A 22,601-nucleotide genomic window follows, 5' to 3' on the forward strand; every position below is an offset into this window, starting at 1 on the left:
TCCCCTCACGCCCTGCGGCGGGTGATCCGGGCGGGCAGGAAACCGGTCATCGTGCCGCTGCCCGATCCGGCGGAGACGCGCAGGTTGAGCGGCTTGTCGTGGTCGTGGCCGAGCACGTCGTAGTAGCGGATGCGCAGCACCAGCGAGCCCACGTCGGGGATGCGCGGCGGTTCGGTGAAGCGCAGCCGCTGCTCGACGTCGGTCATCGGCTGCACCGCGTCCGCCTTCGGCTCGCCCAGCGGCACGAAGGCGAGCGCGGCCCGGTCCAGCGTGATCTCCTCGATGCGCAGGCCGAGCATGGGACCGGCGCCCACGTTGCGCAGCCGGACCGAGAGCACCACCAGTTCCTGTCCACGCCAGGTGAGCCGGGAGTCCTGGATCATGGCGACCGGCACGACCGACGCCTCCAGTTGCTCGCCGGCGATCCGCGCCTCCCGGGCCGTGGCGCGGTTGTTCTGCCAGGACAGGATGAGGGCGATGACGCTGAGGGTCAGGGTGACCGCCAGCCCAGCGACCTGGAGCGCGTTGAGCGTCTCCTGGCTCACGGCATCGTTCCGACGGCGCAGGAGAAGTTCCACTCCCGGAAGAAGTCGGCCATGAATCCGCTGACCACCCGGTCGCGGAAGAAGTCGCGATACGGGACCTCGTAGTTCTCCAGCAGGAAGTCCGGCCGGGGCGCGACGCGGGCGCCCAGCTCGGCGTCGTCCGAGCCGATCGTCTCGGCGATCGAGTGGAAGTCCAGCCAGATCCCCCGGTACCCCTGATTGGCCGGCGCCTGGATGTCGTAGACCTCCCGGAGATGGACTCCGGGGGCGGCCTCCCGGAAATTGGAGATCTTGAGGTCGAGCCGGCCGGTACGCAGCGAACTGGCCGCGTCCTGTCCGGTGGGCACCGGGCGGAACCGGCCGTCCTCGCCCGGCCGGCGGGACAGCAACGGCCCGATCAGCTCGTGACTGCTGACCGGCTTCTGCCGGTGCGCCGGAATGAAGTCGTAGACGATCAGCGAGAACCGATAGGCGGCGCGCAGGGGCTGCAGATCGAAGTCCGAGCGCAGCACCTCGGACAGGTCGATCGCGATTCGCGAGATGAGCCCTCTGATGTACGGCATCAGCAGGCGGTACCAGTTGTGGAACAGCCGCAGCGACGACCCCGAACGGCTGAGCGTGATCCGCAGGTCTCGCCGGATGTCGATGCGGAAACCGAATGAGGGGTCCTTGTAGACCACCCCGACGTCCCCGTCGCTCCAGTCCAGCCGCAGGGTGTCCACCTCGTGCAGCTCGCTGGCCTCCAGCACCTCCGCCACCGCCCGGTACAGACGCGCCCCGAGATCGTGCCGCAACGTGTCGAGCCCTTGCAGGTCGCGTGCGGCGGGCAGTTCGACGATGAGCGAGAAACCGTTCAGGGCGTCCACCCCGTGCGGTCCCAGCATGTCGATTCCGGCGGAGAATTCGTCGAATGTCTCGAGCACGCGTCCTCCGTTCACGACCTACGGGGAACTGGAGGCTAGCGGGATGTCTTTCGGTGTCGCAGGGGCGGACACGGCAGGAGCGGATGCCCCGTCGGCGGGGCCGGATGACTGTTCGGTTGATCGCGCGCCGTCCGCTGTCCCGGAAGCGCAGGTGGGACCGGAATACGCGAGCCGAAAGGCATCAGGCGTGGTTCGCAATTCCCGCGCCAGGGCGCCGCGAGGAATTGTCGGATCCCCGTCAGCCGGTCCGGGGGCAGCGGTCCGGTGACGGGCGGCCGGGCCGCCGGGTGTGACAGGCCGGGGTGCCCCCTCGGTAGGATTACTGGCGGTTCGGCAGGGCCATCACCCGCCGCAGCCCCTCCACGGGGAGCCGTCGGGCAGCGCCCACGGCTCGCGGCGCCCGTCCCCGGGGGTGGGGTGCCGGCGTGAGCAGTCGACGCAGGCGTGGGTCAACAGACGGAGGTAACAGATGTCCGGCCACTCAAAGTGGGCGACCACCAAGCACAAGAAGGCCGTGATCGACGCCAAGCGCGGCAAGATGTTCGCCAAGCTGATCAAGAACGTCGAGGTGGCGGCCCGTACCGGCGGCGGCGACCCGGCCGGCAACCCGACGCTCTACGACGCCATCCAGAAGGCGAAGAAGAACTCGGTCCCGAACGACAACATCGACCGCGCGGTCAAGCGCGGCTCCGGCCTGGAGGCCGGCGGCGCCGACTGGCAGACGATCATGTACGAGGGCTACGGCCCGAACGGCGTGGCGATGCTGATCGAGTGCCTCACCGACAACCGCAACCGCGCCGCCACCGAGGTGCGTACCGCGCTGACCCGTAACGGCGGCTCGCTGGCCGACGCGGGCTCGGTGTCGTACATGTTCTCCCGCAAGGGCGTGGTGATCGTCCCCAAGGCCGGCACCAGCGAGGACGACGTGATGATGGCCGTCCTCGACGCGGGCGCGGAGGAGGTCAACGACCTCGGTGAGGCGTACGAGGTCGTCTCCGAGCCGGGTGACCTGGTCGCGGTCCGCACCGCCCTGCAGGACGCCGGCATCGAGTACGAGTCGGCCGAGTCCTCCCTCATCCCCAGCGTGAACGTGCCGCTGGACGAGGAGGGCGCGCGCAAGATCTTCAAGCTGATCGACGTGCTGGAGGACTGCGACGACGTGCAGAACGTCTACGCCAACTTCGACGTCTCCGACGAGGTCATGGCCGCGGTCGGCTGACCCCGCCCGACGTGCCGAGCGCCGGCCCCCGGATCCCCGGGGTGGCCGGCGCTCGGCGTCTGGCACGGTCAGCCGATCGGCTCCCGCTGCCGCCACGCCGCCCGCACCGAGGTCCGCCCGTTGGTGCGCAGCAGCGAACCCTCGTAGATCCGCGCGCCGGCGAGCAGGAACCCGGCCGCGGCGAGCAGCAGCAGCGCCAGCGACACGATCGGCTCCCAGGGCGCGGCGTCGCCGGTGAACAGCCGTACCGGCATCGCGGTCGGCGCGGAGATCGGCAGGTACGACAGGATCCGCATCGCGGCGGCGTTGTCGTTGAGGAAGATCACCGCGAAGAACGGCGCCATCACCGCGAGCTGCACCGGGGTGGACGCCCCGGCGATGTCCTCCTGCCGGTTCACCAGCGCGCCGGCGGCCGCCCACATGGCCGCCAGCAGCAGGAAGCCGCACAGGAAGAACGGTACGAACCAGCCGATCGCGGGCGCGATCAGGCCCAGCAGGTCACCGCCGTCGGTCAGGCGCATGCCGATCAGCGCGACTGCCGCGATCAGGGTGATCTGCCCGAGCGCCAGCGCGCCCGCGGCGAGGATCTTGCCGGCCAGCAGCGCCCGGGCCGGTACGGCGGCGACCAGGATCTCCACGATCCGGGTCTGCTTCTCCTCGGTGACGCTCTGCGCGATCTGCAACCCGAACGTCTGGGACATGAAGAAGAAGACGAACGCGAAGGCGAACGGCACCAGGTACGCGACGAGCGGATCCACCGCGTCCGGGTCCAGCAGCTTCACCTGCGGGGCCGCGCTGAGCGCGGCGACCACGTCGTCCGGCGCCCGCTCGTCGGCGACCACGACCGGACCGGCCACCACCGCGGCGTCCGCGTCGCCGTCGCGTACCGCCTGCTCGGCGGCGCCGTCGTCGGCGACGAGCATGACGTCCAGCCCGGCCGCGCGCAGCGGTTCGGCGCCGGCCGCGGTCACCGCCACCGTGGACGGACCGCTGCTCATCAGCGCCGGCACGACGGTGGCGACGACGGCGAGCAGCAGGAAGATCAGCGTGCTGTAGAGGAACGTCTTGTCGCGGACCTTGACCTTGATCTCGCGGGCCGCGACCAGCCGGGTGGCCTGGAACGTGTTCACTGGTTGACCTCTCGGAAGATCTCGGCGAGGGACGGGGTGACCGGGCCGAACGCGCGCACCGGGCCGCGGTCCAGCGCCGCGCGCAGCACCGACTGGTCGTCGGCGGGCGGGTCCACCTCGAACACGGCGCGCGCGCCGTCGAGGTCGACCAGCCGCACGCCGGGCTGGTCGCGCAGCCAGCCGGCGTCGCCGTCCACCACGAGCGAGAACCGGGGCAACGTGTACGCGGCGCGCAGCTCCTCGCGGGCCCCGGCGGCCCGGATCGTGCCGCCCGCGATGAGCACCAGGTCGTCGCAGAGCCGCTCGACCACGTCGAGCTGGTGGCTGGAGAACAGCACCGGCGCTCCGGCGGCGGCGCGTTCCCGCAGCACGGCGACCACCATGTCGACGGCGAGCGGGTCGAGCCCGGAGAACGGCTCGTCCAGGATCAGCACCTCCGGGTCGTGCACCAGCGCGGCGGCGATCTGCGCGCGCTGCTGGTTACCCAGCGACAGCGTCTCCAGCAGGTCGTCGGCCCGCTCGCCGAGACCGACCCGCTCCAGCAGCGCGTCGGTACGCCGGCGCGCTCCGGCGGCGTCCAGGCCGTACAGGCGGCCGAGGTGGACCACCTGCTCGCGGGGCGTCATCTTCGGGTAGAGGCCGCGTTCCTCGGGCATGTAGCCGAACCGGGCGCGGGCCTCGCGGGTGAGCGGTCGCCCCCGCCATGTCACCTGCCCGGCGTCCGGGGCGAGCACACCGAGGACGATCCGCATGGTGGTGGTCTTGCCGGCGCCGTTGCCGCCGACGAATCCGGTCATGCGCCCGGCGGTCACGTCGAAGGAGACGTCTTTGAGCACCTGACGGCCGCCGAAGCTGCGGTCGACGCCGTCGAGGCGGAGCACGCTGGTCATGATCCCGACGCTACGGCCGGCCCTCGTTCCCGTCGTCCCACCACGGAGCGATCACCGGGTCCGTCGCGCGGCGGACGGCCTCATCCGCCGGGCCGGACCACCCCGTGCTCGTACGCGAACACCACCGCCTGCACCCGGTCGCGCAGCCCGAGCTTGGCCAGCACGCGGCTGACGTGGGTCTTCACCGTCGCCTCGCCGACGTGCAGCACGTCCGCGATCTCGGCGTTGCTGGCCCCGCGCGCCACCAGTTCCAGCACCTCCCGCTCGCGCGGCGTCAGGTCCGCGGTCGCCGCGTCGTGCCGCGGGTCCGGCGGCACCGCGCCGGGCCGGGCGAAGGTGGAGATCACCCGCCGGGTGAGCGCCGGCGCGATCAGTCCCTCGCCGCGCGCCACCACCCGCACCGCCTCGATCAGGTCCTCCGGGGTGCCGTTCTTGAGCAGGAAGCCGCTCGCCCCGGCCCGCAGCGCGGCGAACAGGTAGTCGTCCCTGTCGAACGTGGTGAGGATCAGCACCGCCGGGCCGCCCGGCGTCGCGTCGGCGGTGATCCTCCGGGTGGCCTCCAGCCCGTCGAGCACCGGCATCTCCACGTCCATCAGCACCACGTCCGGCCGCAGCGCGGTCGCCATCGACACGGCGCGCTGCCCGTCGGCGGCCTCGCCGACCACCTCGATGTCGTCCTCGACCTCCAGGATGACCCGGAACCCGGTCCGGACCAGGTGCTGGTCGTCGACGAGCAGCACCCGTACCGGGGCGGTCACGCCGCCCGCCCGGTGGCCTCGACCGGCAGCGGCATGCGCGCCCGGACCCGGAACCCGCCGCCGGGGCGCGGCCCGGCCTCCACCTCGCCGCCGTGCGCGGCGACCCGCTCCCGCATGCCGATCAGGCCGAGCCCGGCCTCGGCAGCCGGTACGCCGCCGTGTCCGTCGTCGCTCACGTCGATCTCCAGTTCCCTCGCCAGATAGCGGATCCGCACGTCCAGCGTGGTGGCGTGGGCGTGCTTGACCACGTTCGTCACCGCCTCCTGCACGATCCGGTACGCCGCCTGCGACACCGAGCGCGGCAGCGGCACGGGTTCCCCGTACACCCCGAGGTCGGCCCGCAGGCCGGTCTCCCCGGCCCGGTCGACGAGCGCGCGGACCTCGTCGATGCCGGCGGTGTCCTCCGGCGCGGCGGCGCCGGCCCCGGCGTCCGGGTCGCGCAGCACGCCGAGCATCCGGCGCAGCTCGTCGACCGAGGTGCGGGCCGTCTCCTCGATCGCGGCCAGTGCGGTACGCGCCTTGTCCCGGTCACGGTCCAACACGCGCCGGCACGCGGCGGCCTGCACGCCCATCACCGACACGTGGTGGGCGACCACGTCGTGCAGTTCGCGGGCGATACGGACCCGCTCGCCCATCACCGCGCGCTCGCGCGCCTCGACCTGCGAGCGGCGCAGCTGCTCGGCCTGCTCGTGCAGTTCGTGCCGGCGGCGCGCGGCCACCCAGGCGGTCTGCCCGGAGTAGTAGGCGAACCCGAAGAACAGCACGTTGTAGAGCACGCCGTTGACCACGGCGGCGAGCACCGGCGGCACCGGGCCGGCGGCGTCGGCGAAGGAGGCGGCGGTGATCTGGTCGGCCCGCAGCGCGAGGGACAGCGCGAGCCAGCCGAACATCGCCACGATGATGCCGGCCCGCAGCCGCCCGGCCAGCCGCCGGTCGGCGCCCCACGCGCCGAGCGTGAAGAGGGCGGCGAACAGCGCGCCCGACGGGAGCTGGGCGAGCGGGACCGCCCGTGCCTGCCCCGCGATGAAGGCGATCGAGACGATCACCGCGACGGTGGCGGGCCACCGCCGCCGCACGGCCAGCGGCGCGGTCACCGCCACGGTCCACCAGATCTGCTCGGCGACGCTCGGCGGCGGTCCGAGCAGGAAGGCCCCGGTGCTGTGCGCCAGCGTCAGCTCGAACAGGGCCAGCACGGTGACCGCGAGCCCGACCCAGAGGTCGGCGCGCAACTGCGCGGCCGTGGGAGCCGGCCGGCGCCAGGCGGTGGTGGGTGCGGTGCTCACCGTACGACCATGCCACCGCTGCCGCCGATGCGGTGCCCGGGGCGTAAACGGGTGGGCCGGACGACAGTGGCGGCATAGCCTGCCGGGGTGTTCGTGCCCGATCTGCCGTTACGCACCGAGCGCCTGCTGCTGCGCGCCTTCACTGCCGGCGACCTCGCCGTGGTCCGGGACTACCGGGGCCGTCCGGAGGTGACCCGCTACCTCTACCACCAGCCGTACGACGACGCCGCCGCCCGGGCCGCGATCGACCGGATGGTCCGGCGGACCGCCCTGCGCGCCCCCGGCGACGTGCTCAACCTGGCGGTGACGCTGGCGGGCACCGGGGAGTTCCTCGGCGACGTGCTGCTGAGCTGGACCAGCGGAGAGCACCGGCAGGGCGAGATCGGGTACGTGGCGCACCCCGCGCACACCGGCCGCGGGTACGTCACCGAGGCGGCCCGGGAGCTGCTGCGGATCGGCTTCGACGGGCTCGGGCTGCACCGGATCGTGGGCCGGCTGGACGCACGCAACACCGCGTCGGCCCGGGTGCTGGAACGGCTGGGCATGCGCCGGGAGGCGCACCTGCGGGAGAACGAGTTCGTCAAGGGGGAGTGGACCGACGAGGTGGTCTACGCGCTGCTGGCCCGGGAGTGGCGCGCGGCGGCCTGACTGCCCGCGTACCCGAAAGGCCCGGCACGCCCTCGACGGGGCGTGCCGGGCCGTGCGGGGCTCAGGCGGCGCGGCGGGCCTTGACCGCGCTGTCGACCACGTCCCAGATCGCGACCAGCACGACCACCGCGCCAGCCACCCGGGCGAACTCGACGGTCCCGCCGTCCCGCAGCCAGGTGAACCGCTCGACCAGCTCCGGGTTGAGCAGCCGGTCGGCGGCCAGCAGCCAGAGCACCGGGGCGGCGAACGCCACGTTGAGCACCGCGTTGACCGCCACCAGCGGCCAGGTCCACCGGCCGGAGCGGTACTTGGCGATCTCCAGGCCGACGGTGGCCAGCAGCACCACGATCAGGGCCGGCAGCCAGAAGCTCCAGAGCGCCGGGTCGAGCGCCGGCAGCCGGGTGCCGTCGTCGGTGGTCCAGCGCTGGAAGTGCTGGCCGACCAGGAGGCCGATGGTGGCGAGCAGGAACACGACGGAGGCGATGCTGTCGGAGTGGCTGATCTGCCGTTCCCGGGTCTCCTCGGGGAGCTGGTCGACGGTCCACTCGGGCAGCCCGAGCGGCGTGCGGGTGCGTTCCAGCACGGCGAACACCAGCGTCACCCAGAACGCGATCTGCACCGCGGTCTGCATCGCGGCCACGACCGCCGTGCCGATCGCCGCGCCCGGCTCGCCGTCGACGAGCGCCTTCGTGAGGCCGGAGAGCACGCCGACGATCGCCGGGATCCAGGTGAGCAACAGCCGCAGCAGCCGCCACCAGGTCAGGTAGTAGCGCGGGCCGATGAGTTGCAGGGTGCGGTCGCTGTAGCGGGCCGCGAGCTTCTCCGGGTGGCCCAGCTCGGTGAGCACCTCCCGCTCGGCGGAGGCGTGGTCCTGCCCGCCCGAGGTCCGGTCGTCGATCATGTCGGCGATGGAGCCGCGCAGTTCCTCGGCGAGTTCCAGGCGGCGCTGCGCGGGTACGGCCCGCATGGTGGCGGCGACGTAACGGTCGGTCAGGGAACTCATCGTTCCGCTCCTTCGATCAGGTCGGTGACGGACGCCCGCACCGCGGTCATGTCGTCGAGCAGGCGGTTCAGGACGGACTCGCCGTCGTCGCTGGTCCGGTAGAACTTGCGCGGCCGGCTCTCCTCGGTGTTCCACTCGCTGGTCAGCAGGCCCTGGTCCTCCAGCCGGCGCAGCAGCGGGTAGAGCGTGTTGGCGTCGACCGCGAAGCCGTGCGCGGCCAGCCGTTGCAGCAGGGCGTATCCGTAGTCGGGGCGGCGCAGGGCGACCAGGCTGGCCACCACGACCGTGCCGCGCCGTAGCTCCTGGAGGTGGGTCCGGAGGACCTCTTCGCTGACCATGTCCAACACGATAGTGTGTGCCACACACCATTGCAATAGAGAAGAACATCGCGTGCCGCACACCGGCCGGTCGGAGAGACCCGGGCCACCCTCGGTGTGGACGGTGGAGCCCGCACGATCACCTCGGTAGGGTGGGTCGGTCGACTCCGACGCAGCTTGATCCACAACCCGGGGGGCGCCACGCATGGGCGATTCGTTCGCGCATCTGCACGTACACACCGAGTACTCGATGCTCGACGGGGCGGCCCGGCTCAAGGACCTCTTCGCCGAGGCGGCGCGGCTCGGCATGCCGGCGGTGGCGATCACCGACCACGGCAACATGCACGGCGCGAACGACTTCTACAAGCAGGCCATGGACGCCGGGGTCAAGCCCATCCTCGGCGTCGAGGCGTACGTCGCGCCGGAGTCGCGCTTCCACAAGGCCCGGGTCAAGTGGGGGCGCCCCGAGCAGAAGAGCGACGACGTCTCCGGTAACGGCGCGATCACCCACATGACCATGTGGGCGGCCAACCGCGACGGCCTGCACAACCTGTTCAAGCTCAACTCCCGCGCCTCCATGGAGGGCCACTACGTGAAGTGGCCCCGAATGGACATGGAGCTGATCGCCGAGCACGCCCAGGGCATCATGGCCACCACCGGCTGCCCGTCGGGCGCGGTGCAGACCCGGCTGCGGCTGGGCCAGTTCGACGAGGCGCTCAAGGTCGCCGCCGCGTACCAGGACATCTTCGGCAAGGACAACTACTTCCTGGAGATCATGGACCACGGCCTCGACATCGAGCGCCGGGTCCGCGACGGGCTCACCGAGATCGCCCGCAAGCTCGACATCCCGCCGGTGGTCACGAACGACTCGCACTACACGCACGAGGCGCAGGCCGAGGCGCACGACGTGCTGCTCTGCGTCCAGACCGGCAGCAACGTGGCCGACCCGAACCGGTTCCGGTTCGAGGGCGGCGGCTACTTCGTCAAGTCCGCCGACCAGATGCGCGCCGTCGACTCCTCCGAGCTGTGGCAGCAGGGCTGCCGCAACACGCTGCTGGTGGCCGAGAAGGTCGACCCGGCCGGCATGTTCACGTTCCACAACCTGATGCCGCGCTTCCCGATCCCCGAGGGCGAGACCGAGGAGTCCTGGTTCCGCAAGGAGACCTTCGCCGGGCTCAAGCGTCGCTTCCCGAACGGCATCCCCGAGGGCCACGTCGTCCAGGCCGAGTACGAGCTGGGCGTCATCATCCAGATGGGCTTCCCGTCGTACTTCCTCGTGGTCGCCGACTTCATCCAGTGGGCCAAGAGCCAGGGCATCGCGGTCGGCCCGGGGCGTGGCTCGGCGGCCGGCTCGCTCGTGGCGTACGCGCTGGGCATCACCGACCTCGACCCGATCCCGCACGGCCTGATCTTCGAGCGGTTCCTCAACCCCGAGCGCGTCTCCATGCCGGATGTCGACATCGACTTCGACGAGCGCCGGCGCGGTGAGGTCATCAAGTACGTGACCGACAAGTGGGGCGAGGACAAGGTCGCGCAGATCGCCACGTTCGGCACGATCAAGGCGAAGGCCGCGATCAAGGACTCGGCCCGGGTGCTCGGCTTCCCGTACGCGGTCGGCGACCGGATCACCAAGGCCATGCCCCCGGCGGTGATGGGCAAGGACATCCCGCTGTCCGGCATCTTCGACCCGAAGCACCCCCGCTACGCCGAGGCGGGCGAGATCCGCGGTCTCTACGAGTCCGACCCGGACGTCAAGAAGGTCATCGAGACCGCCAAGGGCATCGAGGGCCTGATCCGGCAGACCGGTGTGCACGCCGCCGGCGTCATCATGTCCGCCGAGCCGATCATCGAGCACATCCCGTTGATGCGGCGCGACTCCGACGGCGTCATCATCACGCAGTTCGACTACCCGACCTGCGAGTCGCTCGGGCTGCTGAAGATGGACTTCCTCGGCCTGCGCAACCTGACGATCATCGACGACGCGGTGAAGAACATCCAGCTCAACCACGGCCGGGAGCTGGACCTGCTCGGCCTGCCGCTGGACGACAAGCCGGCGTACGAACTGCTGGCCCGCGGTGACACGCTCGGCGTGTTCCAGCTCGACGGCGGGCCGATGCGCTCGCTGCTGCGGCTGATGAAGCCGGACAACTTCGAGGACATCTCCGCCGTCCTGGCGCTCTACCGGCCCGGCCCGATGGGCGTGGACTCGCACACCAACTACGCGCTGCGCAAGAACGGCCTCCAGGAGATCACCCCGATCCACCCGGAGCTGGAGGAGCCGCTGCGCGAGATCCTCGCGCCCACCTACGGCCTGATCGTCTACCAGGAGCAGGTGCAGCGCGCCGCGCAGATCCTCGCCGGCTACACGCTCGGCCAGGCCGACCTGCTGCGCCGGGCGATGGGCAAGAAGAAGAAGGAGATCCTCGACAAGGAGTTCATCCCGTTCCGGGACGGCTGCCGCGAGCGCGGCTACTCCGACGAGGCCATCCAGGCCGTGTGGGACGTGCTGGTGCCGTTCGCCGGCTACGCGTTCAACAAGGCCCACTCCGCCGCGTACGGCCTGGTCTCCTACTGGACCGCGTACCTCAAGGCGCACTACCCGGCCGAGTACATGGCTGCCTTGCTCACCTCCGTCGGTGACGACAAGGACAAGATGGCCATGTACCTGTCCGAGTGCCGCCGGATGCGCATCCAGGTGCTCCCGCCGGACGTCAACACCTCCGCCGGGCCGTTCACGCCGGTCGGCAAGGAGATCCGCTTCGGCCTCGGCGCGGTGCGCAACGTCGGCGCGAACGTGGTCGCCTCGATCATGCGGTGTCGCGAGGAGAAGGGCGACTACGCCGACTTCTACGACTTCCTGTCCAAGGTCGACGCCGTGGTCTGCAACAAGAAGACCATCGAATCGCTGATCAAGGCCGGGGCGTTCGACGCGCTCGGCCACCCGCGCAAGGGCCTGCTGGCCGTGCACGCCGACGCCATCGACGCGTACGCCGACGTCAAGCGCAAGGAGGCGGTCGGCCAGTACGACCTGTTCGGCGCCGGCTTCGGCGAGGCGGAGACCGGCGGCACCACCACAGTCATGCCGGTCATCGGCGAGGGGGAGTGGGACAAGCGCGACAAGCTCGCGTTCGAGCGCGAGATGCTCGGCCTGTACGTCTCCGACCACCCGCTGTTCGGCCTGGAACACGTGCTCGGCGCCGCGGCGGACACCACGATCGCCGCGCTGTCCGAGGAGGGCACGGTGCCCGACGGCGCCGTGGTCACCCTGGCCGGCATCCTCTCCGGCGTGCAGCGCCGGGTCACCAAGCAGGGCCGGGCCTGGGCGTCGGCCACCCTCGAAGACCTCGCCGGCGGCGTGGAGACGCTGTTCTTCCCGAACACGTACGAGGTGATCGGGCAGTACATCGCCGAGGACGCCATCGTGGTGGTCAAGGGCCGGGTCGACCGGCGCGACGACACCCCGCGCATCATGGCGATGGACATGTCCATGCCGGACGTCACCAGCAACCCGGCGAACAAGCCGGTCACGCTGACCATCCCGGTGCACCGCTGCACGCCGCCGCTCGTGGAACGGCTCAAGGAGACGCTCGTGCTGCACCCCGGCGACACCGAGGTGCACGTCAAGCTGCTCAACGGCGGCAAGGTCACCACGCTGCGCCTCGGCCCGTTCCGGGTCGCGCCGACCACAGCGCTGATGGGTGACCTGAAGAGCGTCCTCGGCCCGGCCAACGTGAGCTGACCGGGCCGAGCGACTCCGGCGCGGCGCCGGGACGTACCGCTAGACGCGGGTGACGCGGATGGCGTCGGCGATCACGTACCCGGTGCTGCCGGACCACCTGCTGACACCCACCTTGTTGGCGTCCCCGGCGGCCAGGGTGAAGGTGCCCAGCGAACGCCACGTGCCGCCGTTGGCGCTCTGGTTCACCGAGACCGTCTGGTTGCCGCTGGTGGTCGCGACGATGTACGGCGTGCTGGTGTTGTAACCGGCGACGGCCGGATACCAGACCTCCACCCGGTAGGTGGCGGTCGCCGGGATGTTCACCTTGTACCAGGCGGTGTCGCTGGCCGCGACGGGGTTGGCGTACCGGTAGTCGGCGCCGTAGCGCTGCGCCGAGTACGTCGAGGTGCTCCAGTTGGCGCTCGCGGTGAACCGGCCGGCGGTGGTGTTGTCCACGACCGTCGACCAGGTGGTCGGCGGAGGCGTGGTGCCGCCGGTCACGAGCTGCATGTAGTAGGTCCAGTTCCAGTTCGGACCCGGGTCGGTGTGCGTGGCGCCCGGCACCTGGTTGTGCCCGATGATGTTGGTGCGGGTCTTCGGGATGCCGTACTTGTCGCACAGGTACCGGGTCAGCGCCGCCGACGACCGGTACATCGCGTCGGTGTACCAGGAGGCGTTGTCGACGTACCCCTCGTGCTCGATGCCGATCGACTGGGTGTTGTAGGTCCAGTTGCCGGCGTGCCAGGCGATGTCCTTGTCCCGCACCATCTGGGTCACCGCGCCGTCGGAGGAGCGGAGCAGGTAGTGCGCGCTGGTGCCGGCGGCGGCGTTCTGGAACCAGCTGATCGAGCCGGCGTAGCTGCCCTGCATGGTGTGGATGACGATGTAGTTGATCGGGTACGCCGACTCGCGGCTGGAGACCGTGTAGTTGGACGAGTTGGCCGGCACCCAGGCGGCCGGGCCGTAGTCGGTGCTCAGGGTGCCGAAGTCGCCGGTGCCCAGCGGCGCCACGGCGGCGTACCGCCCCCGCTGGGGTGCGACCGGACGGCCGTCCACGCTGACCTCGCCGCCGGCGGTGGTCGCGATGAAGCCCCGGGCGAGCAGGTCGTACACGGAGTCCGCGTACAGCCGGGCGGTGGCCGCGTCCGTCGAGCCGCCGTAGCGGGCGATCGGGCCGTACCACTGGTTGACGTCGTCGCGCTGCGCCGCGGTGAGCCCGGCCTCGTCGGCGTAGGAGCGCAGCACCGCCGCCGCGCCGGCCACGTTCGCCGCGTCCCGGGTACGCAGGTCGGCGCGGTCCAGCCGGGTCCGGCGCGCGGCCTCGTCGAGGGTCCGTACCTTCGGGTTGCTGGTCAGGTGCATCACGCCGTATCCGCCGGAGACGCTGGGCTCGCCGCCGTGGCCGTCCAGGCGGGTCTCGGCGTAGCCGAGCGCGGCGAGCACGTCACGCGGCACGTCGGAGCTGGCGGCGGCCCGGTCGAAGGCCGCGGCGAGCGGCTGCGCGCCGTGCGCGGGCGCGGCCTGGGCCGGCTGGCCGGTCAGGCCGATCATGAGGATCATGGCGCCGCCGAGCAGGTGGCTCACCCGACGCGGGGGTCTCCGAATCGTCACAGGCACTCCTCGTCCACTACAGGAGGCGACGGGGCTCACGTCGCCGGTTCGCCGCACCCTATAGCGTGACGTTCGTCTATGTCGATACCTTGCATCGACGGGCTCTTTGCTGAAGACTTCCTTCAGCGTTGCGGCATGTCCGGCAGTCGCGCCGCCGGCCCTCCGCTGCGCCTCGGCCCGTTCCAGAGTCAGGGGCGACTCCCCGGTCCGGCGGGCGCGAGCTGCCCCCGTACCGTCGCGGTGTTGCCCGAAGGGCCACGGCCGGGCAGCATCGGGCGGATGCCGCCCGCCGACCTGCTGCGCGTCCGTGACCTTGTGCCCGACTTCCTGGCCTGCGCCGAGCGGCCCGCGCCGCCGTGGACCTCCCGGTACCTGGCCGGGCATCCGGACGTGGTCCGGGCGCTGCGCCGCGACGGCGACTGGTCCGACGCCGCGGGCGTGGCCGCCACCCTGGACGGGCTCCGCGACCGGGCCGCCGACCTGGCGGCACGAGCCGAGACGGTACGCGCGCTGCTGCCCGGTGGCGTCGCGGCGGTGGCGGACGCGCTGGGCTGGTCCGGCGACGGCGGGCCGGTCGAGTGCGTGGTGCTGGTCGGGCTGAACCAGGCCAACGGCTGGGCCGGCGAGCTGAACGGCAGGTACGCGCTCTTCCTCGCCGCGGAACAGCTCGGGCCGCCGGAGGACCTCGACCTGCTGGTGCGGCACGAGGCCGCGCACGTGGTGCACGACCGCGGCGCCGCGATCCGCGACTGGCCCGAGTACGGGGTGGCGAACGCGCTGTTCACCGAAGGTCTCGTCACCCAGGTCACCGCGGAACTGGACCCCGGCCGGCCGGACGAGGAGTACCTCTGGTTCGGTCGCCCCGGCCACCGGCAGTGGCTCGACGAGTGCCGCCGCCGGTGGCCGGAGATCCTGCGCCGGGTCCGCGCCGACCTGGACGCCACCGACGCCGAGCACCACGCCCCGTACTTCCTGATGCGGGACTCGCCGCTGGCAGGCGGCCTGCCCAAGCGTTGCGGCTACCTGGTCGGCCTGGCCGTCGTACGACACCTGCGCCGCCACCACACCTTGCCGGACCTGGCCACCTGGCCCCTGCCCCGCGTCCGCGCAGAGCTAGCCGCCGCACTGGCCGACCTCCCCCCACCGACCTGACCCCCCACCCCTGCCCCTCCCACCGCGACGATCATGAACTTGGCAGCGACAATTCGGACAGCCGGCACCGCCAACTTCATGATCGTCCGGGCGGGTGCTCGGGTGCTCGGGTGCTCGGGTGCTTGGGGGCGTCGCGTCCCCGCCCCCATCCGCGATCTTGCACTTTCCGCCCCGCGCCCTCCTCCTGCCGCGCGATCTTGCAGTTTCGGCCCTGCGGATCGCTGGTATGCCCCGATTTGCTGGGGCCGAAAGTGCAAGATCGCGGGCTCGGGGCGGGCTCGGGGCGGGGTGGGGGCGGGGTGGGCCACGGGGGTGGGATTGGCGGTGTCGGGGTGGGGGCGGGGGTGGTTAGCGTCGGTGGCATGGAGCTGGAGCAGGCGCAGAAGTTGTGGCAGCCGGAGCCGGGCTGGTTGAACACCGCCACCTACGGGCTGCCGCCGGAGCCCGCGTGGGACGCCGTGCAGCGGGTGCTCGCCGACTGGCGGGCCGGGCGGGTGTCGTTCGAGGTGTGGGAGGAGTCGGTCGGACGGTCCCGGGCCGCGTTCGCCCGGCTGACCGGTGTGGACGTCGCCGACGTGAGCGTCGGCGCCAGCGCGTCACAGCTGGTCGCGCCGATCGCGGCGAGCCTGCCGGAGGGCGCGACGGTGGTGGTGCCCGAGGGCGAGTTCACCTCGATCCTGTTCCCGTGGCTGGTCCAGCAGGAGCGGGGCGTGCGGGTCCGCACGGTGCCGCTGGCCGGGCTGGTCGACGCGATCGATGCGAGCACCGACCTGGTGGCGTTCAGCGTGGTGCAGTCCGCCGACGGCACCGTGACCCCGTACGACGAGATCGTCGCGGCGGCCCGGGTGCACGGCGCGTTCGTGGTGGCCGACGCCACGCAGGCGTGCGGGTGGCTGCCGTTCGCGGCGGACCGGGCCGACGCGGTGGTGGTGGCGGCGTACAAGTGGTTGATGTCGCCGCGCGGTGTGGCCTTCGCCTACCTGGCGCCCGCGCTGCGCGAGCGGATGCGCCCGGACGCGGCCGGGTGGTACGCCGGCCGCGACCCGCACGCCTCCTACTACGGGACGCCGCTGCGCCTGGCCGACGACGCCCGGCGCTTCGACATCTCCCCGGCCTGGCTGAGCTACGCCGGGGCGGCCCCGGCGCTGGAGTTGCTCGCCGACCTCGACCCGGAGGCGGTGCGCGCGTACGACGTGGGGCTGGCCAACCGGTTCCTGACCGGGCTGGGCCGGCCGCCGGGCGACAGTGCGATCGTCAGCGTGGACGTGCCGGACGCGCAGGAGCGGCTGGCCCGCGCCGGGGTGCGCGCGGCGGTCCGGGCGGGCCGGGTCCGCGCCTCGTTCCACCTCTACACGACCGAGGAGGACGTGGACCGGGCGGTCGAGGCGCTTACCGGCTGACCGCTCAGGCCAGGTGGCCGCCGATCTTCGTGTAGCCGCGCAGCAGATCCCGGGAGATGATCAGCCGCTGCATCTCGTCGGTGCCCTCGAAGATCCGGTACAGCCGGACCTGCCGGTACCAGCGTTCGATCGGCAGTTCCCGGGTGTAGCCCATGCCGCCGTGGATCTGGAGCACCCGGTCCACCACCCGGTTGACCATCCCGGCGCCGTAGAGCTTGCCCATCGAGGAGGCGTGCCGGGGGTCGAGGCCCTGGTCGACGGTCCAGGCCGAGCGCAGGATCAGCCAGCGGGCCGCCTCCAGCTCGGTCTCCGAGTCGGCGATCATCCACTGGATGGCCTGGTTGGTGGCGATCGGCGCGCCGAACGTCTCGCGCGTGTTGGCGTGGTCGATCGCCATCTGCAGGGCGCGCTCGGCGATGCCGATGGCGTGCGACGGGATGGTGTAGCGGCCCTTGCCGATCCACTCCATGCCGAGCGTGAAGCCCTGCCCGATCTCGCCGAGGATGTTGCGGTGCGGCACCCGTACGCCGTCGAAGATCAGTGAGGCGGGGCCGCCCTCGCCCATGGTCTGGATGAACTCCGAGCGCCAGCCCATCGCGCGGTCCACCAGGAACGCCGTGGCGCCGCCGCGGCGGGCGCCCTTCTCCGGGTCGGTCACCGCGACCACGATGGCGAAGTCGGCGTCGTTGCCGTTGGTGATGAACGTCTTCTCGCCGTCGAGGATCCAGTCGTCGCCGTCGCGGCGGGCGCGCAGCTTGATGTTCGCCGCGTCGGAGCCCGCGCCCGGTTCGGTGATGGCGAAGCAGGAGATCCGTTCGCCTTCGATGGTGGGGATCAGGAACTCCCGCTTCTGCTCCTCGGTGGCGTGGAACAGGATGTTGTCGGCCTCGCCGCCGAAGCGGAACGGCACGAAGCTGCGGCCCAGCTCGGTCCAGATCAGCGACTGCATGACCGCCGGCAGGTCCATCCCGCCGTACTCCTCCGGCGTGGCCAGCCCCCAGAAGCCGAACTTCTTCGCCTTGAGCTGGAGTTCGCGCAGCTCGGAGCGGTCCAGGCCGGGCTGGTGGGCGCGCTCGCGGCGCAGCACCTCCGCCTCCAGCGGCATCACCTCGCGGGTGACGAACGTGCGAACGGTGTCCCGGATCGCGCGTTCCTCGTCGGACAGTGCGAAGTCCACGGTGCCCCCTCAGGTCGACTGGCTCTAAACTAGCGCTGTAAGTTTTACCGCGTCCAGACCCGATGTCGAAGGGAGGATGATGACCAGGTGCCACGACCGCGACAGGCCCTGCTCACCCGCGACCGGATCGTCGAGACCGCGCTGGCGCTGATCGACGCCGACGGGCTGGACGCGCTCTCGACCCGGCGGCTCGCCGCCGCGCTCGGTGTCCGCGGCCCCTCGCTCTACAACCACTTCGCCACCAAGGAGGAGATCCTCGACGCGGTGGCCGACGGCGTCGCGGCGACAGTCGACATCAGCGTCTTCGACGAGTACGAGTGGCGGGACGCGCTCGGCCGCTGGGCGCGCTCGTACCGGGCCGCGCTGGCGGCGCACCCGAACATCGTGCCGTACCTGGCGCAGGGGCCGGGCCGCCGTCCGGCCGCGCTCGCCATGGCCGACGCGGTCTACGGCGCGCTGGTCCGGGCCGGCTGGCCGCCCGCGCGGGCCACCCACATCGGCGCCGCGATGCGCTACTTCGTGGCCGGGTCCGCGCTCGGCTCGTTCGCCCGCGGCTTCGTCGAGGACCCCTCGCTCTACGCCGGGCACCCGCACCTCAACCAGGCACACCGGCTCGCCGGGCACCAGCGCAGCGTGGACGAGGGCGCGTTCACGCTCGGCCTGGACGCGCTGCTGCACGGGCTCGCCGTCGAGTACGCCGCCACCGTCGCCCCGCTGGAACGGGTCGGCGGTCCGGAGTAGCGTCAAAACTCCCACCGCTAGTTTCCGCCGCCCCCGAAGGACGCCATGGATCTCGCCGCCGCCCCTCCCGCCCTGCTGACGCGCCGCCACCTGCACGTCGCCGGTGACTGGGCCGACCCGACCTCGGGCGACACCATCCCGGTGGAGAACCCGGCCACCGAGAGCATCGTCGGCGAGGTGCCCGCCGGCACACCGGCCGACGTGGACCGCGCGGTCGCCGCCGCCCGCGCCGCGTTCCCCGGCTGGGCCGCCACGCCCCCCGAGCAGCGGGCCGCGCACCTGGACCGGCTGCACACCGCGCTCGGCGCCCGCGCCGACGAGATCGCCCGCACCGTGGCGACCGAACTGGGCACCCCGCTCAAGCTCGCCACCCGCGTCCAGGCCGGTCTGCCGCTGACGGTGCTGCGGAGCATCGTCGACCTGGCCGCCCGCCCGGCCGCCGAGCACACGGTCGGCAACTCCCTCGTCGTCCGGGAGCCGGTCGGCGTGGTCGGCGCGATCACGCCGTGGAACTACCCGCTGCACCAGGTGGTCGCCAAGGTCGCGCCCGCGCTCGCCGCCGGGTGCACCGTGGTGCTCAAGCCCAGCGAGCTGACGCCGCTGACCGCGTACCTGCTGTTCGACGCGATCACCGACGCCGGCCTGCCACCCGGCGTGGTGAACCTGGTGCCCGGCACCGGCCCGGTGGTCGGCGAGGCGCTCGCCGCGCACCCGGACGTCGACCTGGTCTCGTTCACCGGCTCCACCGCCACCGGCCGCCGCATCGCCCACCTGGCCGCCGAGCGGATCGCCCGGGTGTCGCTGGAACTCGGCGGCAAGTCGGCGAACGTCATCCTGGCCGACGCCGACCTGCCCACCGCGGTCAAGGTCGGCGTCGGCAACGCGCTGCTCAACTCCGGGCAGACCTGCACCGCCTGGACCCGGATGCTCGTGCACCGCGACCGCTACGCCGAGGCGCTGGACCTGGTCGCGGCGGCGGTGGCCGGCTACCGGCTCGGCGACCCCTTCGACCCGGCCACCCGGCTCGGCCCGCTGGCCTCCGCCGCGCAGGCCCAGCGGGTACGCGACCACGTGGACCGGGCGCTCGCCGACGGCGCCCGGCTCGTCGCCGGTGGCCCGGACGCGCCACTGCCGCAGCGGGGGCACTTCGTCGCGCCCACCGTCTTCGCCGACGTGCACCCGGACAGCGCGCTCGCCCAGGAGGAGGTGTTCGGCCCGGTGCTCGCGGTCATCCCGTTCGCCGACACCGACGAGGCGGTCGCCATCGCCAACAACTCCCGGTACGGGCTGGCCGGCGCGGTCTGGTCCGCCGACGAGGACGCGGCGCTGGCAGTGGCCCGGCGGATGCGTACCGGCCAGGTGGACGTCAACGGCGGCGCGTTCAACCCGCTCGCCCCGTTCGGCGGCTACAAGCAGTCCGGCCTCGGCCGTGAACTCGGCGCGTACGGCGTGGAGGAGTTCACCGAGCTGAAGGCGATCCAGCGGTGAAGGCGCTCGTGGTACGCGGCCGGGGCGCCACCCCGGCGGTCGAGGACGTACGCCTGCCCGCGCCCGGCCCGGGTGAGCTGCGGGTACGCATCCGTGCCGCCGGCATCTGCCACTCCGACCTGGCCATGGTGGACGGCACGCTGGCGCCCGCGTACCCGCTGGTGCTCGGACACGAGGCGACCGGCGTGGTGGCCGAGGCCGGGCCCGGCACCACGATCGCGGTCGGCACACCTGTGGTGCTGAACTGGGCGCCCGCCTGCCGGGACTGCTGGCACTGCCGGCACGGCGAGCCGTGGCTCTGCACGGCCAACCCCAACCCGTCCACGCCACGGGGCGAGACGGCCGCTGGTGAGCCGCTGGAGGTCACGCTCGGGCTCGGCGCGCTCGCCGAGGAGGTGGTGGTGCCGCAGCGCGCCGCCGTACCGGTGCCCGCCGGACTGCCGCCGGAGCAGGCAGCGGTGCTGGGCTGCGCGGTGCTCACCGGCGTCGGCGCGGTCCGCAACACCGCGCGGGTCGCGCCCGGCGAGTCGGTCGCGGTGATCGGGCTCGGCGGGGTGGGCCTGGCAGTGCTCACCGCCGCGCGGCGGGCCGGCGCGTCGCCGATCCTCGCCGTGGACGTGGTGGAGGCCAAGCGGGACCTGGCACTCGCCGCCGGGGCCACCGACTTCCTGCGCTCCGACGACCGGCTGGGCAAGGAGATCCGGGCCCGCACCGACGGGCGCGGCGTGGACCACGCGTTCGAGTGCGTCGGCCGGTCCGCCACCATCCGCGCCGCCTGGCGGGCGACGCGGCGCGGGGGAGCGGTCACCGTGGTCGGCATGGGCGCCCGCGACGACATGCTCAGCCTCTCCGCGCTGGACATTTTTCACTCCGCGCGCACGCTGCGCTCCTCGGTGTACGGCTCGACCGACCCGGACCGCGAGGTGCCGGAGCTGGCCGCCGCGCTCGCCACCGGTGACCTGGACCTGGGTCCGCTGGTGAGCGGCACGGTGCCGCTGACCGAAGCGCCCGCGGCGCTGGAACGGCTGGCCCGCGGCGAGGGTGCCCGCTGGGTGGTCACGTTCCCCGAATGACCCCTCCGGCACGGCGGTGGCCGTGGTGCGGGCGGGCGGCGGCGCCCCCCACGTGACGCGGAGCGACGCTACGCTTCCCGCTTCATGGCCGTCTCGCGTCTGCGTGCGCTCGTCACCACGGTCCCCGCCGACCGGCCGGCGCCACCGCCGGTCACCCTGCCGTCCTGGCTGCTCCTGCCCGGTCTGCTGGCGTTGGCCGGGTCCCTCGCCGCGTACGCCGTCTTCCTGGACCACGACCCGCTGCGCGGCACCGACCTGTCGATGTACGTCGGTGGTGCGCGGTCCTTCCTGCACGGCGAGCCGGTCTACCGGATCGGTTACACCACGCTGAACCTGCCCTACACCTATCCGCCGATCACGCTGCCGTTCCTGACGCCGCTGACGCTGCTCGACGACCGGGCCGCCCTGTACGTGTGGACCGTGGCGGGCCTGCTGGCGATGCTCGCGGCGCTGTGGTTCACCACCCGGATGCTCGGCTACCGGGGCGCGCCGGGCCGGCTCGGCCTCGCCGCGGCGGTACTCGCCGTGCTCGTGTGGACCGAGCCGCTGCACCGCACCTTCTACCTCGGCCAGATCAACGTCTTCGTCCTGCTGCTGGTGGTGGCGGACCTGGCGCGGCCGGACCGGAGCCGGTTCAAGGGTGTCGGCATCGGCGTCGCCACCTCGGTCAAGCTGCTTCCCGGCCTGTTCGTGGTCTACCTGCTGCTGACCCGCCGGATCCGGGCGGCTCTGGTGGCCGGGGCGACGTTCGCCGGGCTCACCGTGCTGGGCGCGGTCATCCAGCCGGGCGGCTCGTACGACTACTGGATCGCCGGCCGCGCGTTCGACTCGTCCCGGCCGCTCGCGACCTCCGGCCCGCGGTACGCCGCCAACCAGTCCCTCCAGGGCTTGGTGGCACGCCTGCTCGGCAGCGACGACCTGAACAGCCGGCCGTGGATGCTGGCCGTGGTGCTCGCCGGGGTGGCCGGCCTGGCGCTCGCCGTCGCGCTGCACCGGCAGGGCGAGGAGGCGGCCGCGATGGTGATGGCCGGGTTCACCACACTCGCCGTCTCCCCGGTGAGCTGGTCGCACTACTGGCTCTGGATCGGCCCGGCGGCGCTGGTCCTGATCGATCTGACGCGGCGTGCCCGCGGCCCGGCCCGGGTGCCCGCAGCCGTCCTCGCGGTGGCCGCCGTACTGCCGTTCCTGCTGTGGCCCGGCCGGGACCGCACCGGCGCGACGGTCCCGCGCGGGCTGATCTGGACGGCGGCCCACATGGAGGGGACGGCGAAGACGCTGGCAGTCGACGCGTACCTGCTGACGGTGCTCGTCCTGTGCCTGCTCGCCGTCGCGTGGCTGCTGCTGCTGCGCCGCCGTCGCCCCGTCGCCGCCCCGGAACCAGCCCCGCCGGAGCACGAGCCACCGGACCGCGAGCTGCCAGATCGCGGACCGGCGGATCGCGAACCGGTGTGATCCGGCCCACCGGGCCGGTGCCGGGATCGCATCCCGTCCGGACCGGTCCGGCTTGAGCGCATCCAAACCGTGC

Annotated in this window: 19 protein-coding genes; 9 read left to right on the forward strand and 10 right to left on the reverse strand. The window is 72.5% G+C overall.

Going from position 1 to position 22,601, the window contains the following annotated elements:
* Nucleotides 1-5 precede the first annotated feature (5 nt).
* Entirely contained in the window at nucleotides 6-545 is a 540-nt protein-coding gene (locus CLT75_RS02955; RefSeq protein WP_135239373.1) for a hypothetical protein, read from the reverse strand.
* Entirely contained in the window at nucleotides 542-1,468 is a 927-nt protein-coding gene (locus tag CLT75_RS02960) for a hypothetical protein (protein WP_135239374.1), read from the reverse strand. Before CLT75_RS02960 ends, CLT75_RS02955 begins: the two co-directional genes overlap by 4 nt.
* A gap of 469 nt (nucleotides 1,469-1,937) precedes the next feature.
* Here CLT75_RS02960 and CLT75_RS02965 point away from each other — a divergent pair, with 469 nt between their 5' ends.
* Complete coding sequence (locus tag CLT75_RS02965) at nucleotides 1,938-2,687, forward strand: YebC/PmpR family DNA-binding transcriptional regulator (RefSeq protein WP_013285436.1); 750 nt, start codon at nucleotides 1,938-1,940, stop codon at nucleotides 2,685-2,687.
* 68 nt (nucleotides 2,688-2,755) lie between these two features.
* Here the strand turns inward: CLT75_RS02965 and CLT75_RS02970 are convergent, their stop codons facing one another.
* From CLT75_RS02970 to CLT75_RS02985, 4 genes are all read right to left on the reverse strand, one after another.
* The gene (locus tag CLT75_RS02970; RefSeq protein WP_135239375.1) at nucleotides 2,756-3,817 is read right to left on the reverse strand and encodes an ABC transporter permease; all 1,062 of its coding nucleotides are present in this window, start codon (nucleotides 3,815-3,817) and stop codon (nucleotides 2,756-2,758) included.
* Nucleotides 3,814-4,707 carry an ABC transporter ATP-binding protein gene (locus CLT75_RS02975; protein WP_135239376.1) on the reverse strand — a complete coding sequence of 298 codons (894 nt, stop codon included), beginning with the start codon at nucleotides 4,705-4,707 and terminating at the stop codon, nucleotides 3,814-3,816. The genes CLT75_RS02970 and CLT75_RS02975 overlap by 4 nt, the downstream gene beginning before the upstream one ends.
* An 80-nt stretch (nucleotides 4,708-4,787) precedes the next feature.
* On the reverse strand, nucleotides 4,788-5,465 hold the full coding sequence (locus CLT75_RS02980) for a response regulator transcription factor (protein ID WP_135239377.1): 678 nt from the start codon (nucleotides 5,463-5,465) through the stop codon (nucleotides 4,788-4,790).
* Nucleotides 5,462-6,748: a sensor histidine kinase gene (locus CLT75_RS02985; protein ID WP_135239378.1), complete on the reverse strand. Its 1,287-nt coding sequence runs from the start codon at nucleotides 6,746-6,748 to the stop codon at nucleotides 5,462-5,464. Before CLT75_RS02985 ends, CLT75_RS02980 begins: the two co-directional genes overlap by 4 nt.
* Before the next feature lie 87 nt (nucleotides 6,749-6,835).
* On the opposite strand from CLT75_RS02985, the gene CLT75_RS02990 reads away from it, so the two are divergent.
* The gene (locus CLT75_RS02990) at nucleotides 6,836-7,396 is read left to right on the forward strand and encodes a GNAT family N-acetyltransferase (RefSeq protein ID WP_135239379.1); all 561 of its coding nucleotides are present in this window, start codon (nucleotides 6,836-6,838) and stop codon (nucleotides 7,394-7,396) included.
* Between the two features lie 61 nt (nucleotides 7,397-7,457).
* On the opposite strand, the gene CLT75_RS02995 is transcribed toward CLT75_RS02990, so the two are convergent.
* Nucleotides 7,458-8,399, reverse strand: coding sequence for a permease prefix domain 1-containing protein (locus tag CLT75_RS02995; RefSeq protein ID WP_135239380.1), 942 nt, complete (start codon nucleotides 8,397-8,399; stop codon nucleotides 7,458-7,460).
* The gene (locus CLT75_RS03000; RefSeq protein ID WP_135239381.1) at nucleotides 8,396-8,737 is read right to left on the reverse strand and encodes a PadR family transcriptional regulator; all 342 of its coding nucleotides are present in this window, start codon (nucleotides 8,735-8,737) and stop codon (nucleotides 8,396-8,398) included. The genes CLT75_RS02995 and CLT75_RS03000 overlap by 4 nt, the downstream gene beginning before the upstream one ends.
* Nucleotides 8,738-8,921: 184 nt before the next feature.
* Between CLT75_RS03000 and dnaE the strand changes: the two genes are divergently transcribed.
* Entirely contained in the window at nucleotides 8,922-12,455 is a 3,534-nt protein-coding gene (gene dnaE, locus CLT75_RS03005) for a DNA polymerase III subunit alpha (protein WP_135239382.1), read from the forward strand.
* A gap of 39 nt (nucleotides 12,456-12,494) precedes the next feature.
* On the opposite strand, the gene CLT75_RS33000 is transcribed toward dnaE, so the two are convergent.
* The gene (locus tag CLT75_RS33000) at nucleotides 12,495-13,445 is read right to left on the reverse strand and encodes a golvesin C-terminal-like domain-containing protein (RefSeq protein ID WP_486485327.1); all 951 of its coding nucleotides are present in this window, start codon (nucleotides 13,443-13,445) and stop codon (nucleotides 12,495-12,497) included.
* 735 nt (nucleotides 13,446-14,180) lie between these two features.
* On the opposite strand from CLT75_RS33000, the gene CLT75_RS03015 reads away from it, so the two are divergent.
* Both CLT75_RS03015 and CLT75_RS03025 read left to right on the forward strand, forming a co-directional pair.
* On the forward strand, nucleotides 14,181-15,197 hold the full coding sequence (locus tag CLT75_RS03015) for a DUF2268 domain-containing putative Zn-dependent protease (protein ID WP_486485044.1): 1,017 nt from the start codon (nucleotides 14,181-14,183) through the stop codon (nucleotides 15,195-15,197).
* Between the two features lie 362 nt (nucleotides 15,198-15,559).
* Nucleotides 15,560-16,597 (forward strand): aminotransferase class V-fold PLP-dependent enzyme, encoded by a 1,038-nt coding sequence (locus tag CLT75_RS03025; RefSeq protein WP_135239384.1) that lies wholly within the window; start codon nucleotides 15,560-15,562, stop codon nucleotides 16,595-16,597.
* Between the two features lie 4 nt (nucleotides 16,598-16,601).
* Here the strand turns inward: CLT75_RS03025 and CLT75_RS03030 are convergent, their stop codons facing one another.
* Complete coding sequence (locus CLT75_RS03030; RefSeq protein WP_071095773.1) at nucleotides 16,602-17,774, reverse strand: acyl-CoA dehydrogenase family protein; 1,173 nt, start codon at nucleotides 17,772-17,774, stop codon at nucleotides 16,602-16,604.
* 87 nt (nucleotides 17,775-17,861) lie between these two features.
* Here CLT75_RS03030 and CLT75_RS03035 point away from each other — a divergent pair, with 87 nt between their 5' ends.
* The 4 genes from CLT75_RS03035 (at nucleotide 17,862) to CLT75_RS03050 (ending at nucleotide 22,528) form a co-directional block, all read left to right on the forward strand.
* A complete protein-coding gene (locus CLT75_RS03035; protein WP_135239385.1) occupies nucleotides 17,862-18,515 on the forward strand; it encodes a TetR family transcriptional regulator in 654 nt (217 codons plus the stop codon).
* Between the two features lie 45 nt (nucleotides 18,516-18,560).
* Complete coding sequence (locus tag CLT75_RS03040; RefSeq protein ID WP_135239386.1) at nucleotides 18,561-20,003, forward strand: aldehyde dehydrogenase family protein; 1,443 nt, start codon at nucleotides 18,561-18,563, stop codon at nucleotides 20,001-20,003.
* Nucleotides 20,000-21,076: an MDR/zinc-dependent alcohol dehydrogenase-like family protein gene (locus tag CLT75_RS03045; RefSeq protein WP_486485045.1), complete on the forward strand. Its 1,077-nt coding sequence runs from the start codon at nucleotides 20,000-20,002 to the stop codon at nucleotides 21,074-21,076. Before CLT75_RS03040 ends, CLT75_RS03045 begins: the two co-directional genes overlap by 4 nt.
* Nucleotides 21,077-21,160: 84 nt before the next feature.
* Nucleotides 21,161-22,528, forward strand: coding sequence for a glycosyltransferase 87 family protein (locus tag CLT75_RS03050; RefSeq protein WP_135239387.1), 1,368 nt, complete (start codon nucleotides 21,161-21,163; stop codon nucleotides 22,526-22,528).
* The last annotated feature ends 73 nt before the right edge of the window (nucleotides 22,529-22,601 follow it).

This window comes from Micromonospora sp. CNZ285, from assembly GCF_004637285.1.

Bases quoted from the DNA above. Each gene is read 5' to 3' on its own strand.
- CLT75_RS02965 (WP_013285436.1), top strand. From the start codon at position 1,938: ATGTCCGGCCACTCAAAGTGGGCGACCACCAAGCACAAGAAGGCCGTG.
- CLT75_RS02975 (WP_135239376.1), bottom strand. From the start codon at position 4,707: ATGACCAGCGTGCTCCGCCTCGACGGCGTCGACCGCAGCTTCGGCGGC.
- CLT75_RS02995 (WP_135239380.1), bottom strand. From the start codon at position 8,399: ATGAGTTCCCTGACCGACCGTTACGTCGCCGCCACCATGCGGGCCGTA.
- CLT75_RS03000 (WP_135239381.1), bottom strand. From the start codon at position 8,737: ATGGTCAGCGAAGAGGTCCTCCGGACCCACCTCCAGGAGCTACGGCGC.
- dnaE (WP_135239382.1), top strand. From the start codon at position 8,922: ATGGGCGATTCGTTCGCGCATCTGCACGTACACACCGAGTACTCGATG.
- CLT75_RS03015 (WP_486485044.1), top strand. From the start codon at position 14,181: ATGTCCGGCAGTCGCGCCGCCGGCCCTCCGCTGCGCCTCGGCCCGTTC.
- CLT75_RS03025 (WP_135239384.1), top strand. From the start codon at position 15,560: ATGGAGCTGGAGCAGGCGCAGAAGTTGTGGCAGCCGGAGCCGGGCTGG.
- CLT75_RS03040 (WP_135239386.1), top strand. From the start codon at position 18,561: ATGGATCTCGCCGCCGCCCCTCCCGCCCTGCTGACGCGCCGCCACCTG.
- CLT75_RS03050 (WP_135239387.1), top strand. From the start codon at position 21,161: ATGGCCGTCTCGCGTCTGCGTGCGCTCGTCACCACGGTCCCCGCCGAC.